At 51.7% G+C, this 18,667-nt stretch carries 18 protein-coding genes and 1 pseudogene; 14 read left to right on the top strand and 5 right to left on the bottom strand.

What is annotated here, in order from left to right; all coding sequences use genetic code 11:
- The first annotated feature begins 37 nt into the window (after positions 1–37).
- The 4 genes from HA51_RS02280 to HA51_RS02265 all read left to right on the top strand — a co-directional run bounded on the left by HA51_RS02280 (position 38) and on the right by HA51_RS02265 (position 2,475).
- A complete protein-coding gene (locus tag HA51_RS02280; RefSeq protein ID WP_084931664.1) occupies positions 38–1,168 on the top strand; it encodes an MFS transporter in 1,131 nt (376 codons plus the stop codon).
- A gap of 109 nt (positions 1,169–1,277) precedes the next feature.
- Complete coding sequence (locus HA51_RS02275; RefSeq protein WP_084931663.1) at positions 1,278–1,493, top strand: YdgH/BhsA/McbA-like domain containing protein; 216 nt, start codon at positions 1,278–1,280, stop codon at positions 1,491–1,493.
- 173 nt (positions 1,494–1,666) lie between these two features.
- Positions 1,667–1,978 (top strand): cupin domain-containing protein, encoded by a 312-nt coding sequence (locus HA51_RS02270; protein WP_084931662.1) that lies wholly within the window; start codon positions 1,667–1,669, stop codon positions 1,976–1,978.
- A 281-nt stretch (positions 1,979–2,259) separates the two neighbouring features.
- Positions 2,260–2,475 carry a YdgH/BhsA/McbA-like domain containing protein gene (locus HA51_RS02265; protein ID WP_034829885.1) on the top strand — a complete coding sequence of 72 codons (216 nt, stop codon included), beginning with the start codon at positions 2,260–2,262 and terminating at the stop codon, positions 2,473–2,475.
- A 57-nt stretch (positions 2,476–2,532) separates the two neighbouring features.
- Here the strand turns inward: HA51_RS02265 and HA51_RS02260 are convergent, their stop codons facing one another.
- Entirely contained in the window at positions 2,533–3,222 is a 690-nt protein-coding gene (locus HA51_RS02260; RefSeq protein ID WP_084931661.1) for an N-acetylmannosamine-6-phosphate 2-epimerase, read from the bottom strand.
- On the bottom strand, positions 3,219–4,775 hold the full coding sequence (locus HA51_RS02255; protein WP_084931660.1) for a maltose/glucose-specific PTS transporter subunit IIC: 1,557 nt from the start codon (positions 4,773–4,775) through the stop codon (positions 3,219–3,221). Before HA51_RS02255 ends, HA51_RS02260 begins: the two co-directional genes overlap by 4 nt.
- A 174-nt stretch (positions 4,776–4,949) precedes the next feature.
- On the opposite strand from HA51_RS02255, the gene HA51_RS02250 reads away from it, so the two are divergent.
- Positions 4,950–5,777 (top strand): MurR/RpiR family transcriptional regulator, encoded by an 828-nt coding sequence (locus HA51_RS02250; RefSeq protein WP_084931659.1) that lies wholly within the window; start codon positions 4,950–4,952, stop codon positions 5,775–5,777.
- A 40-nt stretch (positions 5,778–5,817) separates the two neighbouring features.
- Here HA51_RS02250 and HA51_RS02245 read toward each other — a convergent pair.
- Together HA51_RS02245 and HA51_RS02240 are read right to left on the bottom strand one after the other, a co-directional pair.
- Positions 5,818–7,751: pseudogene (locus HA51_RS02245) on the bottom strand (MacB family efflux pump subunit).
- Positions 7,748–8,923, bottom strand: a complete 1,176-nt coding sequence (locus tag HA51_RS02240; RefSeq protein ID WP_084931658.1) for an efflux RND transporter periplasmic adaptor subunit — start codon at positions 8,921–8,923, stop codon at positions 7,748–7,750. The pseudogene HA51_RS02245 and the gene HA51_RS02240 overlap by 4 nt, the downstream one beginning before the upstream one ends.
- 173 nt (positions 8,924–9,096) lie before the next feature.
- On the opposite strand from HA51_RS02240, the gene HA51_RS02235 reads away from it, so the two are divergent.
- From HA51_RS02235 to HA51_RS02220, 4 genes are all read left to right on the top strand, one after another.
- Entirely contained in the window at positions 9,097–9,693 is a 597-nt protein-coding gene (locus tag HA51_RS02235; protein ID WP_084931657.1) for a cytochrome b, read from the top strand.
- Entirely contained in the window at positions 9,693–10,229 is a 537-nt protein-coding gene (locus tag HA51_RS02230) for a tetratricopeptide repeat protein (protein ID WP_084931656.1), read from the top strand. Before HA51_RS02235 ends, HA51_RS02230 begins: the two co-directional genes overlap by 1 nt.
- A 75-nt stretch (positions 10,230–10,304) precedes the next feature.
- The gene (locus HA51_RS02225) at positions 10,305–10,772 is read left to right on the top strand and encodes a sigma-70 family RNA polymerase sigma factor (protein WP_425435680.1); all 468 of its coding nucleotides are present in this window, start codon (positions 10,305–10,307) and stop codon (positions 10,770–10,772) included.
- Positions 10,769–11,572 (top strand): anti-sigma factor, encoded by an 804-nt coding sequence (locus HA51_RS02220; protein WP_084931655.1) that lies wholly within the window; start codon positions 10,769–10,771, stop codon positions 11,570–11,572. Before HA51_RS02225 ends, HA51_RS02220 begins: the two co-directional genes overlap by 4 nt.
- Before the next feature lie 58 nt (positions 11,573–11,630).
- Here HA51_RS02220 and HA51_RS02215 read toward each other — a convergent pair whose 3' ends face one another.
- Positions 11,631–13,346 (bottom strand): ATP-binding cassette domain-containing protein, encoded by a 1,716-nt coding sequence (locus tag HA51_RS02215; RefSeq protein ID WP_084931654.1) that lies wholly within the window; start codon positions 13,344–13,346, stop codon positions 11,631–11,633.
- Between the two features lie 349 nt (positions 13,347–13,695).
- Between HA51_RS02215 and HA51_RS02210 the strand changes: the two genes are divergently transcribed.
- The 5 genes from HA51_RS02210 to HA51_RS02190 all read left to right on the top strand — a co-directional run bounded on the left by HA51_RS02210 (position 13,696) and on the right by HA51_RS02190 (position 18,665).
- Complete coding sequence (locus tag HA51_RS02210; RefSeq protein ID WP_084931653.1) at positions 13,696–14,394, top strand: alpha/beta fold hydrolase; 699 nt, start codon at positions 13,696–13,698, stop codon at positions 14,392–14,394.
- Positions 14,395–14,510: 116 nt separating this feature from the next.
- Complete coding sequence (locus HA51_RS02205) at positions 14,511–15,266, top strand: IclR family transcriptional regulator (RefSeq protein WP_158087349.1); 756 nt, start codon at positions 14,511–14,513, stop codon at positions 15,264–15,266.
- A 255-nt stretch (positions 15,267–15,521) separates the two neighbouring features.
- A complete protein-coding gene (locus tag HA51_RS02200; RefSeq protein ID WP_245840125.1) occupies positions 15,522–16,892 on the top strand; it encodes an MFS transporter in 1,371 nt (456 codons plus the stop codon).
- Positions 16,893–16,908: 16 nt separating this feature from the next.
- A complete protein-coding gene (locus HA51_RS02195; protein ID WP_084931650.1) occupies positions 16,909–17,922 on the top strand; it encodes a ketopantoate reductase family protein in 1,014 nt (337 codons plus the stop codon).
- A complete protein-coding gene (locus HA51_RS02190) occupies positions 17,919–18,665 on the top strand; it encodes an SDR family NAD(P)-dependent oxidoreductase (RefSeq protein WP_084931649.1) in 747 nt (248 codons plus the stop codon). The genes HA51_RS02195 and HA51_RS02190 overlap by 4 nt, the downstream gene beginning before the upstream one ends.
- The last annotated feature ends 2 nt before the right edge of the window (positions 18,666–18,667 follow it).

The following is an 18,667-nucleotide window of genomic DNA, read 5'->3' as shown; positions in this document are numbered from 1 at the left end:
ATGGATATAAATCCCACTATTCGGATAAATTAAAACCATGACTCCAATTAAACCCGCAGGCTCTATCACGCTCCTGGCTGTCAGTTGCCTGACTATCATGGTGGGATGCGTGATTGTGCCGGGATTAAGTGACATCGCCGCGCAATTAAAGGTTTCTTATCTTGCAAGCTGGTTGGTGACGCTGCCTGCGCTGGGAGTGATATTGGCAGGGCCGTTAGCAGGCCGAGCGATAGATCGTTTTGGTGCCTATTCAATGCTACTGATTGGGCTTTTCTGCTATGGCGGATTGGGCGTGGCAGGCATTTGGTTGCCTGGCGCAGTGCCTCAAATCATTGACCGCATCATACTGGGTTGCGCAACAGCGGTGGTGATGTCTGCCGGGACCAGCTTAATTGCCAGTTTTTATCAGGCCGAAGCCCGATTAAAGATGATCGCGCGTCAAGGCATGGCAATCGAGTTGGGTGGCGTAGTGTTTCTCTTTGTGGGTGGGATTCTGGCCTCCGCAAATTGGCGTTATCCGTATGGGCTTTATCTCTTCTCTTGGTTGCTGCTGGTATTAGTGCTCATTTGTATCCCGCGCCCACAGCAGCAGATGAGAGCGGAAACAATAGAAGAGGGTGTAACGGATAGTGATCGACGGTTGCGGCCGGTATGGCTGGCGGCGTTCTGTTCCATGATCTGTTTTTTCACCGCCGTCATTATGCTGCCGCAACGGTTCGCTTTGATGGGTGTTAATGCCGCACATATTGGCTATTTTCTCTCATTTGTCTCACTGGTGGCGGTGCTGGCAGCAGCACTGATGCCGCATGTTGTGCTGCAATTTGGCCACTATCCGACGTTGATCATGGCGTTCATTTGCTACCTTTTGGCACATCTTGAATTTGCAGCAGCCCCCAATGTCGTGTTGTGTCTGCCTGGCGGCATCTTATTAGGCATGGGGTTTGGCCTGTCAGTGCCTTTGGTGAATCACATGACAGTCGAAATCAGTCAACCTCATGAGCGTGGGCGCCAATTGGCGCGCTTATCAATGGCCATTTTTGGCGGACAATTCATGGCGGCGTTCATGACATACCTTCCAGGGCGCTTATCGATGGCCTTTATTGCCGCCGCCGTGTTAGCTGCAATCAACATCATTGCGATGAGTAAGGTCTCTGTAAGATATGGTTAGTGTGATCATGATGATCGCACTAATAGTTAATAATGAAATGGTAACCTTGGGTATTATTATTCTCATCGAAGGCACACAGCCTTCTCACACAACCCAAAGGAATAAGACCATGAAAACCATCAAAACACTGACCATCGCCGCTGCTGCCGGTCTTTCACTGATGTCTGCTGCCAGCTTTGCCCAGAGCATCTCCGTTGAGTCTTCTACCCTGGACGGTGCAGAAGCGAAAGTGGCCGCAGTGGCACAGCAGCAGGGCGCACAGTACAAAATCACTGAAGCGAACACCAATAACCGTGTGCACATGACTGCAGAACTGTACAAATAAGCTCAGTTTTCGCTTAAGCGTTAAGGCCGCCTTCGGGCGGCTTTGCTGTTTCTGGAATCTGGAGTCTGTACTTGGGACGGTAATCTGGCCGGAAATGTCCCTGACTTGTCTCTCACCTCAACTCACTGACCTGTAGCATGTTGCGTATTCACTCAGCAAAAAACAGGCATCAAATGAAAATCATCGTTAGCAAAAACTTTTCTCCTACACGCGCATGGGAGGCTCTCGATGTTGCCAATTTTGATGGCACCAGCGTGCGATTGCACTGGACTGATCAGCCTTATCGTTGGCACATCAATGACGGTGAAGAAGTCTTTGTGGTGTTAGATGGCGTGGTTGAGATGCATTATCGCGAGCGGGGAGAAGTGCATAAAGTGATGCTCAACGTAGGCGACATTTTCTTTGCCAGCGTGGGTACCGAGCATGTTGCCCATCCCCAAGGCGCGGCACGCGTGCTGGTGATTGAAAAAGAAGATTCAGTTTAACCGACAACAACCTCGCGAAAGCGAACAAAAAAACAGCACAGCGCTGCAGCAGGCATTCCCGGCGGGAAAAGCTGATTTATCCACAGGTTAGCGAGCGCTCTTTTCACTTGAAATGTGGATAAGATGGGGATCAACCAATTAATGCAGTTATTGTAATGGTGGTTATGATTAGTGAGATCATGATGATCGCACTAATGGTTAATAATGAAATGATAACTCAGGGTATTATTATTCTTATCGAAGGCACACAGCCTTCATAAACAACCCAAAGGAATAAGACCATGAAAACCATTAAAACACTGACCATCGCCGCTGCTGCCGCTCTTTCACTGATGTCTGCTGCCAGCTTTGCCCAGAGCATCTCCGTTGAGTCTTCTACCCTGGACGGTGCAGAAGCTAAAGTGGCTGCAGTGGCACAGCAGCAGGGCGCACAGTACAAAATCACTGAAGCGAACACCAATAACCGTGTGCACATGACGGCAGAACTGTACAAATAAGTTCAGTTTCCGCTTCAGCGTTAAGGCCGCCTCCGGGCGGCTTTGCTGTTTTTGTCTTCAGCTTATTGCCTTCACGAAGCGCTGCGTAATTTGCTGAGGCCGTGTAATAGCTCCCCCGACGACCACCGCATGTGCACCGAGATGTAAACACTGAGACGCCATTTCAGGTGTTTCCACATTTCCCTCTGCGATCACCGGCACCTTGACTGCGGCGATTACATCACGCAAGAAGACAAAATTATCCGCTGCCAGATAAGCGCCTTGGGTTTCTGACGTATAGCCATGTAGTGTGGTGCCAATACAGTCGAAACCGAGTTCTGCTGCCAGTTGTGCTTCTTCCACCGTGGCGATATCTGCCATCAGCAACAATTGTGGATAACGTTGACGAACTGCCGCTACCAACTGTGGCAGCTGCAATTCGCCCGGTCGGTGATGCTGCGTAGCGTCTAGGGCAATCATCGCTGGATCAGCAGCCATCAGTTCATCCACTTCTTGCAGCGTTGCTGTGATATACACCTCGCTGCCCGGATAATCACGTTTGACGATCGCGATGATCGGCAGATCGACGGTTTGCATTATCTGTTGCACATCGACCAAACTGTTGGCGCGGATGGCGGCCGCGCCACCTTGCTTCGCCGCTAACGCCATCCGAGACATGATAAATGGACTGTGCAGCGGTTCATTCTCCAGTGCCTGACAGGACACCACCAATTTTCCCTGAATCTGCTGCAGCATGTTTGCTTTCATAGCGCGAGTAACTCCTCAACTTCATTTTTGATTATGGTGACGTGTGGGCCATAGATTACCTGCACGCCTTTGCCACGTTGGATCACTGCACGTGCTCCAGTGGCTTTTAATGCGGCTTCATTAAGTTTAGCGCTGTCGTGAAGCGTGATACGCAGACGCGTGGCACAGCAATCAAGTTCAGCAATATTTGCTTTACCCCCCAACGCTTCGATGACCTGCAAAGGGCGTTCTCCTACAGCAATCAGCGGACTCTCTGCGCTGACATCTTCCCGACCGGGCGTTTTGAAATTGAAACGGGTAATCACAAAGCGGAAGGTGAAGTAATAGAGCAGGAACCACGGCACACCAACCAGCGGCACGGAGAGCCAGTGTGTTTTATCTTCACCTTGCAACACGCCGAACAGAATGAAATCGATCAAGCCGCCCGAGAATGTCTGCCCAATAGTGATGTGGAGCATATGGGCGATCATAAACGCCAGCCCATCGAATACAGCATGAATCACATACAACACGGGAGCGACAAACAGGAATGAGAACTCAATAGGTTCGGTAATCCCGGTCAAAAACGAGGTGAGGGCTGCGGACAGCAATAACCCTGCCACGCGTTTACGGTTCTCGGGTTTAGCTGTGTGATACATCGCCAGACAGGCACCTAATAGCCCGAACATCATGGTAATAAAACGACCTGACATGAATCGTGCCGTGCCGAGGTAGAACTGTTGCGTGTTGGGATCGGCCAACTGAGCAAAGAAGATACGCTGTGTGCCTTCAATCAGATGACCATTCACCATTTCGCTGCCACCTAAGGCGGTGGTCCAGAACGGCAAATAGAAGATATGATGCAAGCCAAAAGGCCCGAGCATGCGCAGTACAAAGCCGTAGATAAAGGTTCCCAAGTAACCTGTGGCATCGACCAGGCCACCCATGCCAAAGATGAGCTTCTGGAAGTGAGGCCAGATGATGGTCATTGCCGTGCCGACCACGATCGCCACAAAAGAACTGATAATAGGCACAAAGCGTGAGCCGCCAAAAAAGCCGAGGAACTGCGGCAGCGCGATTTTGTTGTAACGGTTATGCAGCAGTGCGGTGACCAAACCCATCACTACGCCACCAAAAACACCTGTTTCCAATGTTTGTGTGCCGAGCGCCATCCCTTGTCCTACCGCGCTGAGATTGCTGCTGGCCAGCACGCCGGTCAGTGTTAACAGTGCATTGATGGTGGCGTTCATCACCAAATAGGCCAGAAGTGATGCCAGACCTGCCGTGCCTTTATCGCTTTTGGCTAATCCTACCGCCACGCCCACCGCAAACAGCACGGCAAGGTTAGCGAAGACCACTGATCCTGCACTTGCCATCACGGTGAACACACCTTGCAGCCAGCCGACATCGAGAAACGGATAGGCTTTGACGGTATTGGGATTGGATAGCGCGCCCCCGACGCCGAGCAGCAGGCCCGCGGCAGGCAATACAGCGATGGGCAACATAAAGGATTTACCAAAGCGCTGTGCTTTTTCAAACCAGCCTCCTGAGGAGGCACCACTCAATATTGACATAAATTTTCATCCCCGATGTGTTGTTATGATAAAAATTATTATCATAATCTAATTCATGAGATGAAAATTACTACCATTTGTGTGATGGCTTTCACTTATAATCGAATCTGCTGGCTTAACGTGGGACCTTTACGCACACTAAGCGCCATCGAAATTGGTCAACGGAGGGATGCCATGACGGACAATGAAAACATTTTGCTGCATTTACGCCAGGGACTGCCGGGCTTCAGTCCGGCGCTACAAAAGCTAGGCGATTTTATCCTCACCGAACCTCAGAAAGTGCTGTATCTCACTATTACAGACCTGGCAAAAGAGACGGATACCAGTGAAGCCAGCGTGACGCGTCTATGCCGCATTTTAGGTTGCAAAGGCTACACCGAGTTCAAGATGGCGCTGGCACTGAACGTTCAGCAAAATCAGCCTGTCGTAACTGACGACGGTGACAGCATCGATGCCTTGGTCGAGGAGTCTGTGCAGGCGTTGCGTGATACCGGAAAATTTATCAATCGTGACGTCCTTCAGCAGGCGGCAACTGCGTTGCATCAGGCTCGCTCTATCCAGATCTACGGTGTGGCAGCCAGCGCAATAACGGGTGAATACCTGCATTATCGCCTGCTGCGTCTGGGGAAATCCGCCCAGTTGTTTGGGGATATGCATCGTGCTGCTATGAACGCCTCGACATTGATAGAGGGTGATTTGGTGATTGCTATCTCTGCCTCTGGCTCGACCAAAGACTTGATGCATGTTGTGAACGTTGCGAAGAAGCGTAAAGCACAGGTGTTGATGTTGAGTAACACGCTACGCAGCCCAATGGGCAACCTGGCCGATATGCTCTTGGTGGCTGCACGTCCAGAAGGACCGCTGAACGCCGGAACGCTCAGCGGGAAAGTCGGTGCGATGTTAGTGGTGGAAGTGTTAATGGGGGAGCTGATGACGCACGATGCCCATTACATCACCGCCAGCCAGCAAACGGCGAGCGCGACCTTGCCCATGCTGATTTGATTATTAGTCAGGCCGCCTGCAGTTGGCGACCTGCTAAGGGTTACTCGCTCGCCAGCGCTGCCACCGGGTCCATACGAGCGGCCTTGCGAGCCGGCAAATAACCAAAAATCATGCCGATGATGGTGGAGCAGGCAAAGGCCGCGCCCGCTGATTCCCAGGAGTAGATAGCGGTCAGCACGCCGCCCGCCATCAGGCTAATCAGTGGACCGATCACCAAAGAGAGCGCGACACCGAGCGATCCGCCCACCAAACACACCAGCACTGCTTCAATCATAAACTGCTGCATAATGTCGCCACGCCGTGCACCTACCGCCATCCGCACCCCAATCTCATGCGTGCGTTCGGTAACGGACACCAACATAATGTTCATCACGCCGATACTGCCAATCATCAGCGCGATCGATGCCACCATTAATATCAACAAGGTCAACGTTGCCGCCGCGCCTTCGATGGCTTTACGGTACTTATCGCGATTGAACATCAGGAAGTCTTTGGTTCCGTGACGCGCGGTCAGTAATTGCGTCAGTGACTCCACCGCCGGGCCGCTTACCACATCCTCTTTGAGTTTGATGCTGATACTGGTGAGCGCGGTTTGCCCGCTGATGCGGTACATCATGGTGCTCCAGGGCAGCCAAACGCTTAAGCGATTAGGGGAGATACCGTTATCTTCGTGCGCAACACCAATGACGCGCACCGGCACGGAGCCCAATACAATCATCTTGCCGATGGGGTTCTCATGAGGGGCAAAGAGCTTGTTGCGCGTATTGGTATCAATGATGATCTCTTGCTGTGCGTGACGCTCGTCACTGAAGTTGCTGCCTTCAGTGAGTTTGATGCCCTGAATCTCAAAATAATCTTTGCCGACACCCGATACCGATGCTTTCGAAGATTCGACAGGTAGCGAATAGGCTGAGTTGAGAGCAGTTCAGGACTGACTTTATCGACAAACTGCTGACGAGCAATCACATCGGCATCGGCCATCACGAGCGTCAAAACAGGATGCGCATCATCCTCGGCAAAATCACCACCCGCATAGACAGACACCACGTTAGTGCCGAGACCGGAAATGCTTTCCAAGGTCTTTTCACGCGCGCCTTGGCCTAATGCCACCACTGTGACAACGGCGGCGATGCCAAAGATGATACCGGTCATGGTCAGCGCAGTGCGTAAACGATGAGTATTCATGGCGTTCAGTGCCATGCTCATCGACTCGCGCAGGCGGTCAACAAAGCCCCTGAGCTTGCTCTGACTTTTGCGTGGCGCCGGGATATAACGCGCACGCACGGCATTTTGCTGGCGACCGCTGTCGGCAAAAATTTCCCCATCCTGAATTTCAATGATGCGCTCAGCATGCTGAGCCACCTTCATATCGTGTGTAACGATAATCACCGTATGACCTTCACGATTCAGGTCGTGCAGAATACGTAATACTTCCTCACCGGAGTGCGAATCCAGCGCACCGGTGGGTTCGTCGGCGAGGATGATCTCCGCACCGTTCATCAGCGCACGTGCGATACTGACGCGTTGTTGCTGGCCACCGGAGAGTTCGCCCGGCTTATGGTGCTCTCGACCCCGTAGCCCCAACCGTTCCAGTAACTGAGCGGCGCGTTCACGGCGTGACGGGCCGGGCAGATTGGCATAAATCGCTGGGATCTCGACATTACTCAACGCGGTAAGATCTGGCATTAAATGGTAGCGCTGGAAGATAAAGCCGATATGTTCGCGGCGCACTTTGGCCAGCGCATCGTGTGAGAGTGACGCGGTGTTTTTGCCATCAATAAAATAGTCACCGCTATCGGCAGCGTCCAGGCAGCCGAGAATATTTAAGAGCGTTGATTTACCCGAACCGGACGGGCCAATAATCGCCACCATTTCACCGCTGGCGATTTGCAGGTTGATGTCTTTCAGCACATGCAGAGATTGCGAACCGTTAACATAGCTGCGCTGAATGTTTTTCAGTTCGATGATACTCACATCACCACCTTGTCAGCGCCGACTGCCTGGGTGGCAAGAATCACTTTTTCACCGGCCTTCAAGCCGCTTAACACCTGAATATCAACGCTGTCAGAAATCCCGGTGGTGATGATACGTTTCTCAGGCTGATCCTGTTTATCCGTCACTTCAACAAAGGTTTTGCCGTCCGCATCTTTTTTGGTGGCTTGAACCGGAATCAACAGTGCGTCTTTGGCCGCATCCCGTAATAAATTGACCTGCGCAGTCATCGAAATGCGCAACGCGTTATCTGGGTTGGGCACATCAAGTAGGGCATTGTAGTAAATGGCCGCGTTGGTGCTACTGGTGGGCGTGCTTTCACTGTTGCCCATCAATGCGTCATCTTTCATCACCGATTCGGGTGCCAACTCAATGCTGCGCAAGGTGGCGTTGTAGCGTTTATCCGGATTCGCAAACGTCGTAAACCATGCCTGCTGGCCGGGTTTGACGTTGTTGATATCCGCTTCGGAGATCTGCACTTTGATGGTCATGGTGCCGAGTTGCGCCAGCTTGGCGATGGTCGGCGCACTCTGCGCGGCGTTGACGGTTTGACCCTGCTTGGTGACGATGGCGATGACCGTGCCATCCATCGGCGCCATGATGCGGGTATAACTCAGATCGAGCTGTTTTTTATCGACCTCAATTTGCGCCTGAATGACGCGCGCCTTTTGGGCTGTCAATTCCGCGCGCGCGGTGCTCCAGGCTTCAGCAGCTTCGTCGTAATCTTGGCGAGAAACCGCGTTGGTTTTTAGCATCTGTTGCAGTCGCTTGAACTGTGCATCCTGCCTTACCAGTGCTGCTTCACGCGTCTCTAAATCGGCTTGGGCAACGCTCAATGCCGCCTGCGCATTACGTAAATCACTGCGCTGCGGTTGATCGTCAATTTCCGCGATCAGTTCACCTTTGCTTACGGCATCACCGGCTTTGATATAGAGCTTTTTGACCTGACCGGACACCTGTGCACCGACATTCACGCGTTCGATGGCGTCCATCTTACCGGTAGCGGCAATCACGTTTTCAATACTGCCTTGGCGCACGACGGCAGTGACCAGTGAATTGGGTTTAGGTCGTGAACTGCTGTATGCCCAGACCAAAAGAATAATAACCAACGTTGCAATAGCGACTAAAAGCCGCTTTTTAGAGGTATTCAACATAATCGTCCCTTTAATGAAGCGAGAATAATAATCACTAAATGCAACAAACAGGAGAAAATTCGTCAGGATTTTTCCACTAAACAGGTCGCGTTCAGAAAAAAATGAAAATTTTCCGAATAGAAAGTGTTGATGAGTTGTTTACCCCTTAAATAATTCACTTTTTGGGAAATGCTATGTCTGTTTCAACCCGCCAAAAACCGCGTCAGCGCTATGACGCTTTCAGCATGACGCTGCACTGGATAACCGCCTTTAGCGTGATTTTTCTTTTTGCTTCCGCGCATATCTGGGAACAACTGGAGAAAGGGACGCCGCTGCGTAAAGGATTGCAGGCATGGCATATCTCTTTTGGCATTTTATTGGCACTGGTGATGATTGTGCGTCCGCTGTGGCGGTTTTACTGCCAACGTCAGTCGCACCTGGCTGTCGCGCCCGCCGAAAACAGTGCGCTGATGCGTATCATGGCGCATGCGGTGCACGGCCTGTTGTATCTGCTGCTGTTCACTCAGGTCGCGTTAGGTTTTATGTTCCGCTGGTCACAACAGGAACCGTTTAGCTTCTTTGGGTTGTTCGATGTACCGACCTTTATTCATGTCGATACTGCGCTACGCCACACGCTGGCGGATTTGCATAATAACGTTGCCTGGGCGCTGATTATCCTGGCGGGCGCGCATGCGCTGGCGGCGTTGCTCCATCACTACGTTCTGCGTGACAACGTGCTGCGCCGTATGCTGCCGTTGCGCGATTCAATGCCACTCCGTGAGGATAAATGATGAAGACGATCAATCAGGTTCGCTGGTTTGCCGTGCCCGTGCTGCTCATGGTGCTGCATGCACCCGCTGCATTGGCGATGGGTGATGACGACAGCGACAAGAAAACCCCGGACTGCCCGAAAGGGCAAGTGTATGACAGCAAAACGAAGTCCTGTATGCCGGAAAAAACCAGCATGCTGAGTGATGAAGATAAGACGAACTATGCTTATCATCTGGCGAAAAAGGGCGAGTACCAAGCTGCGCTCAACCTACTGGATACGTTGCACAATCAAAACACCAAAGAGGCTTGGAACTACCGTGGTTACGCTACGCGCAAACTAGGCCGAACCGATGAAGGTATGGCTTACTATCAGAAATCTATCGCGCTGGATCCCAAATACGCTAAGGTCCGTGAATATCTGGGCGAGGCGTGGATGATTAAAGGACGCCCCGATCTGGCGAAGGAGCAACTGACCATTATTAAATCGCTGTGTGGGGTTAACTGCGAGGAATATCGCGATTTGCATGCAGCCATCAATGGTCACCCAGAAACCTGATGATCACCGTTGAAGGGGGACGTAAAAATTACTAGCACTGAAGTTCGTCAGCATCTGGCGGCACATTTGGCGCGCATGTGGCGTTATGCGATGCTGTTGTCGCGTAATCGCGATGTGGCCGAAGAACTGGTGCAGTCCACCTGTGTTCGGGCGCTGGAACGCAGCGCCCAATACACACCGGGTACGCGCATCGACCGTTGGCTGTTCACTGTGTTGCATTCGGTGTGGATCAATGAACTGCGCGCGCAGCGAGTGCGTATGGGGCAGGGATTCGTCGAAAGCGATGAGCTTCTGGCCCCCGATCACCAACTTCAAAATGAGCAACGCATTCAGTACGCCAAAGTGATGCAGCGCGTGGGGCAGTTACCCGAAGCGCAACGCAACGCGGTATTCTTAGTTTATGTTGAAGGCTTCACCTATCAGGAAGCCGCCGACACGCTGGCCGTACCGATTGGCACCATAATGAGCCGCCTTGCTGCGGCACGCACCACTTTAGCCAGCGCAGTGACGGCACAGCCCGCGGTACAGGAGAAACGTTTGTGAATGCCCCTCGATTTACGTCGCCCTATGCCGATGAGGCGATAGTGGCCTGGCTGGATGGTGAGATGTGTGCGGAAGATGCGCAGGCGTTTGAGACCGAACTGAAACGCAGTGAAACATTGTCAGCACGTACCGCTGAATTCATGAAAAGCAACCAACCTTTTGCCGATGCATTCGCGCCGATGTTGAATGACGCGCCGCTAGAACGCATGGAGCCACGGCTCGAATATTTGTTGGCTAATACGCCATCGGCACCGATTAACGCGCCTGTGCAAGTCAGCCGTCGCGCATTGATCGCCGCGTCAGTAAGTTTTCTGCTGGTGGGTAGTGGTGTCGGCTTTTTGGCTCGCCCGGTGGCAAAAGCAGAACAAGGTGAAAGCGAGCGCATTCGTGAACTGGAAGCACAGTACATGTCGCTCTACAGCCCTGAAACCTTGGCGGATGTTGATAGTTCTGCCCCGGTGTTGGCGCGTTCACTTGAGCGCACAGCGCGCGATCTTGATCTGCATCTGACTGCAGCACAACTGACGCTGCCGGAAGCGAGCTTGAAGAGCGTGCGCATGCTGCGCTATGACGATGCGCTGATCACGCAAATTGCGTGGAATCATCACAGTTACGGCCCCATGGCGCTGTGTATTTCGCGTGAGGATCATCCCCACCAAAGCGAGCTGGCACAGGAAAAACGCCATGGTATGAATCTGGTATGGTGGCACCGCAACGGTTATCAATACGTTTTGCTTGGGCGTAACCCGGCGGACCAGTTGAAGAGAGCGGCGCAGGCTCTGAGCGCTGCTCAGGTGTAAATTGCTACTGAGTGGCAGAGGCGCGATTCATCGCGCCGCTGCCGTCCTTTTCAGCAAATTACGCTAGCCCTAACTGCCGTTTCAACTGTGCAATTTCATCCCGCCATTGCGCTTGAACCCCCGATTTTTGGTGCTTAGGTTTGCGCGCGAGATCTTCATCTAGCTTACTTTCCAGTTCGCATAACGCCAGCAGCAAGGCATCCTCATCGTCTAATGATTGAGGAGACACCGCTTGGGTGATTGAGGTTATGGCCTCCATGGATTGCTCGGCGCGCATTTTCTCGGTAGCCTGGTCGACATCATGCCATTCACTCAACTGTTGATCCTGTATCAGCCAGAAACGGTTACAGCTGCTGGCAATCAAACTGCGATCGTGTGATACCAACAGTACGGCACCGGCAAACTGATTCAGTGCCTCAGCCAGTTCCTCTTTGCCGACCATATCCAGGTGGTTGGTCGGCTCATCCAGCAACAACAAGGAATATCGTGCCAACGTTAAGCCGACAAACAGCAGGCGCGAACGTTCGCCACCGCTAAGAGAACCGACCCGTTGTTGATGACGCACATAAGGAAACCCTGCACCAATTAGCGCCATTTTGCGCTGCTCGTCACTCAGTGGGGCAAAATGTGCCAACGCCTCACTTAATGTTTCTTCATCTCGCAGCTGATAGAGACTTTGGTCGTAGTAACCTAGACGCGCGCGGGGATGAAACAGCGACGTGTTTTCGCATTGGTAATCGAGCCAGAGCTGACGCAGCAGCGAGGACTTGCCGCTGCCATTGCGTCCAACGATCGCCACACGATCGCCGCTTTTCACCTGCAATGCCGGCAAAGCAAACAGTGCAGGAGCATGTTCAGCGGGATGAACGGTCATCTCCGGTAGCGCCAGCACACGGTCAGCGTCCAGTGATTCTCCCTGTAACTGTAGCCGCCAAAGGTTGCCTTCGGTGAGGGTGGTTTGCGCCTCTTTTAACCAGCCCGCGCGTTTTTCCATTTGCTGCGCTTTACGCGACAATCCTTCGTTATCGTAATTGCGCCCCCAAATAGCCAACCGTTTGGCACTCTTCTCGACACGATCAATCTCGTTCTGTTCAGCCTGAAAGCGCAGCGCATCTGCCTCATCTTGCATGGCCAATGCGCGCCTTGCCGCGGTGCAGGGTAGACGGAAAAACTGCAGGCTTTTATCACGAAGAATCCAGCTACAGTTGGTGACCTGATCCAGCAAGGTACTGTCATGTGAAACAAGGATAAAACTGCCGTTCCAGTTGTTCAGGAACTGCTCGAGCCACAGCATGGTGGGTAAATCGAGATGGTTGCTGGGCTCATCCAGCAACAGCAGATCAGGTTGCAGAATGAGTGCGCGTGCCAGCAACAGGCGCATATGCTGGCCACCACTGAGCGTGTCAGCCGATTGATGTTGCTGCTCTGGGCTAAACCCAAGCGAGGAGAGTAATGCTTCGGCACGCCAGGTTTCGCTAAGCTGTTGTTGTTCTGGCAGCAAAGCGGTAACGCCCTCCAGCAACGTAGCCTGCTGCAACTGCGGCGGCAAGTGTTGCTCGATACGCGCCAGCAAGCATTGATTCGCCAGTGTAACGCTGCCATGGCTGCTGGCAATCTCACCACTCAGGATCTTCAATAGGGTGCTTTTACCGGTGCCGTTGTCTCCCAGCAAACCGATACGATCGCCTTTTTTCAGGCTGAAATAAATGTTATGAAAAAGTGTACCGAAGGCATTATCGAAGCCGACAGCCTGGGCGGAAAGTAATGTGCTCATGTGCTTACTCATAAGTTGCAGGCGCAAAAAAGCCTGACGTCATTAATCGCTGACGACAACCCGGTAAGCCGGAGGAAGGGATTAGATTTTCAGTTAACTTCGCTCAGGCGGATTATCGCAGCACGAATGCAGAGATAGCTGAGCGCGGCCAATTACTATAAAAGTGTGCGTAAACAAACAACTCACACGGTGACATAGTAATCCTCCTTAATTATCAATGGGTGGTAGGGTGGGTTGATGATAGCCACCCTTACAGGCACTATCCAGAAAAGATTCTATATTCCGTGAGGCCGATGTCTCCGTATCGTTGAAATACCCTAGCGAATCCTACAAGTTAAAGGAGTAACTGATGAACACCGCCCCATTACCGATTGTTCTGATCCCGGGTTTCATGCTGGATGAAACGCTCTGGGATGATTTTGTGCACAACTATCCTGAAGACCGCGTTTTTATCCGAGCCAGTCTAAGCAAAGGTAAAAGCATCGCGGAGTATGCGAGTCAAATCGTTGAAAATCTGCCACCCCGCTTTATCTTGGTCGGCTTTTCCCTCGGTGGATACGTTGCGCGCGCCATTGCAGAGGCTTTCCCAGAACGCACCGCAGGTATGGTACTGATCGCGACTTCACTGCGCGAAGATACGCCCGAACAGCAGGCACTACTGGATAAGGCTTCGCTAACGGCGCTTCAGGGAGATTTTAAGGGTTTCAGCGACGCCGTATTAAAACCGGCGTTACACGCCTTGCGCCAAAATGATCAGGACCTTATCCAAAAAATCCGGGATATGGGTAAACACCTTGGCGCTGAGGTTTTCCGAGCGCAGGCATTATTAGACCGTCGTGATATCACGCGTAGTCCCATAGCTTGTCCTCTTTTGGTCATTGCTTCGGAAGGGGATGGCATGCGTGGTCTTAACGAATCCCGCGAGATCAACGCACTCTTGGGTGGTGATTTCGTCACCCTCGGTGATAGTGGCCATATGCTCCCTCTGGAGCAGCCTTTGATATTGGCTCGAACGCTTTCAGTCTGGTTTAACAATAACCACCTTTAATACAGGCGTTACAGCGCGGCTCAGCGCATTTCTCTGCTATGGGCCGTCGTGCATCCATGCTCAGAACGTCGTATAGTGTTCGCATATACGAACATGTGTACCTATATGGATTTTCTATGAGTGAAGTCGTCCGTTCTGCCGCCCGTGTTTTGGATTTGCTGGAATTCTTTAGTGAAAGCGGCAAAGAGGCCAATCTGGCCGCTATTTCGCAAACCTTTCATCTACCTAAAAGTAGCGCTTTAGGGCTTTTACGTACGTTATGTGCACGTGGCTACCTGGATAAGACAGAACAGGGTGTTTATCGACTCAATGACGCATTTCGCAGCCATGGTTTTAGCTGGGGAGGGGCACGACTGACAAAGTTACTGTCGCAGGCTCGGCCAGTGATGGCAAATATGGCAAGTGAGCTTGAAGAGACGGTTACACTTGGAGTGTTGTCTGCCGAAGGTAAAATTCGGCTTGTACATCAGGCATTAGCCTCACAGACCATCCGCTATGAAATGGCGATGTCAACTCAATTGCCGGTGCATTGTACCGCCATGGGGCGCATGTATCTGGCAATGAAAAGTACAGAAGAGCGGCAGGCGCTACTGGCTCGTTATCCCATTGTTCCGTGGACTAAATATACGGTTACCGACCCCCAACAGCTTGAGTCCTTATTAACGGAGGCTGCTGCACGTCACTATTCCATTTCTGCTGATGAAGTTGATATCGGGGGGACGGGGGTGTGTACGCCAGTTTTAGATGCGCAGGGCGAAGTGGTGGCAATGCTTAATGTTTCCTGTGTCTCTGCCCGGTTTAGTGACAAGAAGAGTCGCATTATTAAATCAGTCCTTGAAGAGGGAAAAAAGCTTTCCGATCTCTTGGCATAGTGTTTTCTGAGAAGAGAAATTTTTTAGTTATGATACGAACTTCTTATTTTTAACGTTAAGTTTCTCCTTTTCAAAGCTGCAAAACTGGCAGTTTTAATCACATAAATAGCGATAATTATCGCCATATACATGTTCATTAGTTTTTAATTCCGGTCATTTCCGTTATCTGCGGGGATGCTCCTTTTCTGTCGCGGTACTTCCGGTGCGATAGCCCCTCTTTATCTCCTGAATAAATTATGTCAGCGTAATTCATATATGAGAACTGTTGTTCGCATATGTGAACCTCCTTTTTCTGCCGTCCTGACTGAGAGTTACATTATGAGCCAAGACCAGTTCACCCAGGCGTTAAATGATTACCCACAGGGCCAAGTTGTTGCCCCGAAGCGGCGGCAGCTGTTTGCTGCAATGATCGGCAATGTGCTCGAATATTATGACTTTATAATTTTCGCTTACATGGCTTCGCTGATTGCGCAAAACTTTTATCAGGGAGACGGTGCAACAGGTTTATTGGCCAGTTTCGCTACATTCGGCGTAGGCTTTCTGGCGCGACCGCTAGGAGGCGCTGTAATAGGACGGATTGCGGATAAATATGGCCGTAGTCTGGCGTTGAAGATCACCATCTATGGCATGGCATTGGGCACCGTGGGTATCGGGTTACTGCCAACGTATGAAACTGCCGGAATCATCGCACCCATCCTGTTAGTGATTATTCGTTTAATTCAGGGCTTGGCTGCTGGAGGAGAGTGGGGGACTGCGACCACCTTTGTTGTGGAATCAGCCCCCATGGGAAAACGTGGATTCTATGGTGCCTTAGGTCAGGCGGCTATTGCCTCCGCACAGCTGGTCACAAGTTTGGTTGTAGCGGTGATCACGCTGATCTTCACTGAACACCAAATGGTTGAATGGGCGTGGCGCATTCCCTTCCTGTTAGGAGCAGTATTATTACCTGTTGGCGCATATATGCGTCGCAACCTGGAGGAAACGCCAGCCTTTATTGCCGCGAAAAATAATCCTGCTCCAGTAGAAAAAATGCCTACTCGTATCGCCATGCAACTGATGGGAAAAACATTTGGTTTTGCCATTATCTGGACAGTTTCCTACTACGTAATGCTTTCGTGGATGCCGACTTTCCTTAACAAACAAGTGGGTTTCACCCAGACTCAGGCGCTTTTTTCCAATGCAATTGCGCTGACGATTATGGTCGCGACGATTCCTTTCTTTGGCGCGCTTTCCGATCGCATTGGCCGAAAACCTCTGTTATTAGCCTGCTGCCTGGCGTTCGTCGTGCTTTCCTACCCCCTTTTTCTTTGGGTACTCACGAGTAAGACCTTGGCGGTTGTGCTGACGGTCCAGATTATTTTCAATCTGTTTATTGCCGCCTTCTCAGGTGCTGCGCCGGCGGCACTGTGCGAGATATTCCCCACGGCTTCACGCACCATGTTGCTTTCAATTGGCTACAGCCTTTCCACAGCGATCTTTGGTGGATTCGCTCCGTTCATCTCAACGGGATTGATTGACCTGACCGGCATGGCCATCTCGCCAACTTTTTATTTAATGCTCGCGGGATTGGCCTCTGGGCTGGTCATTATGCGTTTACGTGAAACCGCTAAAGCGTCACTGCAATAACCTGGAGGTGAGTGTTATGGACAATAAAATATTGATCTGGGGCGCGGGTGCCATAGGTGGCACCGTAGGGGCTTATCTTGCGCGTGCAGGCTTATCTGTGACTTTTGTTGATATAGACGCAGACCATGTCACCCAGATTCGCGATCCGCAGCGGGGGTTAAGGATTACGGGATTGGAGGACTTTAATGTGGTCGCACCCGCGTTCTTACCTGACGAACTGCAAGGGCGTTGGAAACGTATTTTTCTGGCTGTGAAGTCACACCACACTGCACAAGCCACCGCTCTGCTGCAGCCTTTCCTGGCAGAAGATGGCTATGTGTTGTCATTACAAAATGGCTTATGTGAATCGACAATCGCGCAAGTTGTTGGAGCCGATCGCACCTTGGGCGCGTTCGTCAACTTTTATGCCGACTGGATAGCGCCGGGCGAGATCCATTTTTCTAACCGTGGTGCCGCAGTGATAGGGGAATTGGATGGGAACATGACGACGCGACTGGACAAGTTGTGTCGGGATCTGCGCCATTTTGAGCCTGATGTCATCCAGACCGAAAACCTCAATAGTTGGTTATGGGGCAAGCTGGCTTATGGATCGCTATTGTTTGCACAGGCGACAGGTCAAATGGGTATCGCGGATTGCCTGGCAAGGCAGGATATCCGGCCCGTATTGACGCAACTAGCAGCAGAAATCGTGCAACTGGCTGAAGTGCTGCGAATCCCACTCAAAGGCTTTAATGGTTTTGAGCCTTCTGCCTTCCTACAGGCTGCCAGCGGCAGGGAAAGAGACAATACCTTTGCAGCGATGGTGGCGTTCAATCGTCCGAACAGTAAAACACATTCTGGCATCTGGCGGGATTTAGCCGTGCGTAAGCGTGTCACTGAAGTGGATGGTCAACTGGGTATTGTCACCAGGATTGCGGCAGAACAGGGAATGGCCTGTCCAATGGTTGAAGCACTCATCACGATGATTCATCAAATCGAAACGGGCCAGCGTCTACAGGCCGATCACAACCTCAATGAGTTACTGCCATGATGATTTCATTTAGTGGTAAACGCATCGCTATTAGCGGTGGAGCTATTGGTTTTGGACGTGAAATGGCACAGCAATTTCAAACCCTGGGCGCCGAAGTCCATCTGTGTGATATCCGTGCAGAGTCAATGACGGATTTAGCGCAGTCAGGGATCGCGACGTCGGTGGTGGATCTTCTCGATCGCCAGGCGACAGCCGAATGGATGGCTGGCATCTGCGCATCAGGCCCCGTGGATGTCTTAATTAATAATGCCGGGGGTGTCGCGGGTCAACAAGGTAAACCCTTGGAACAAGTCAGTGATGATGAGTGGAATCGCATCATTGATATTAACCTCAGCGCTGCATTTGTACTGAGCCGAGCTGCTGCGCCTGCGATGAAACAGCAGGGCCGGGGACGGATAATCAACATCTGTTCGGGGGCGGCTCTGAAAGCCTCGCTGACGGGCGTGCAAGCCTATTGTGCCGCCAAGCACGCGATGCTCGGCCTCACCCGTCAGCTCGCTCATGAGTTAGGTCCAGAAGGCATCCAGGTCAATGCTATTGCTCCAGGTTTTGTTTTTACAAACGAGGCAACGCAAAAGCAGTGGGATAATTTTGGCGTATTACGTCAACAGCAGGTTTTAAACGGTATTGCGCTGCGCCGCCTTGGCACGGTTCAGGATATTGCCCATGCCGCGATTTTTCTGGCGTCGGATCTGGCGTCATTTATAAACGGACAAATCATCTCAGTTGATGGCGGGAGTTAAAC

Origin of the sequence: Pantoea rwandensis (genome assembly GCF_002095475.1) — a bacterium.
Lineage (GTDB): Bacteria > Pseudomonadota > Gammaproteobacteria > Enterobacterales > Enterobacteriaceae > Pantoea > Pantoea rwandensis.
The sequence above is the reverse complement of the archived record's forward strand: the minus strand, read 5'-3'. Positions and strand labels throughout refer to the sequence as shown.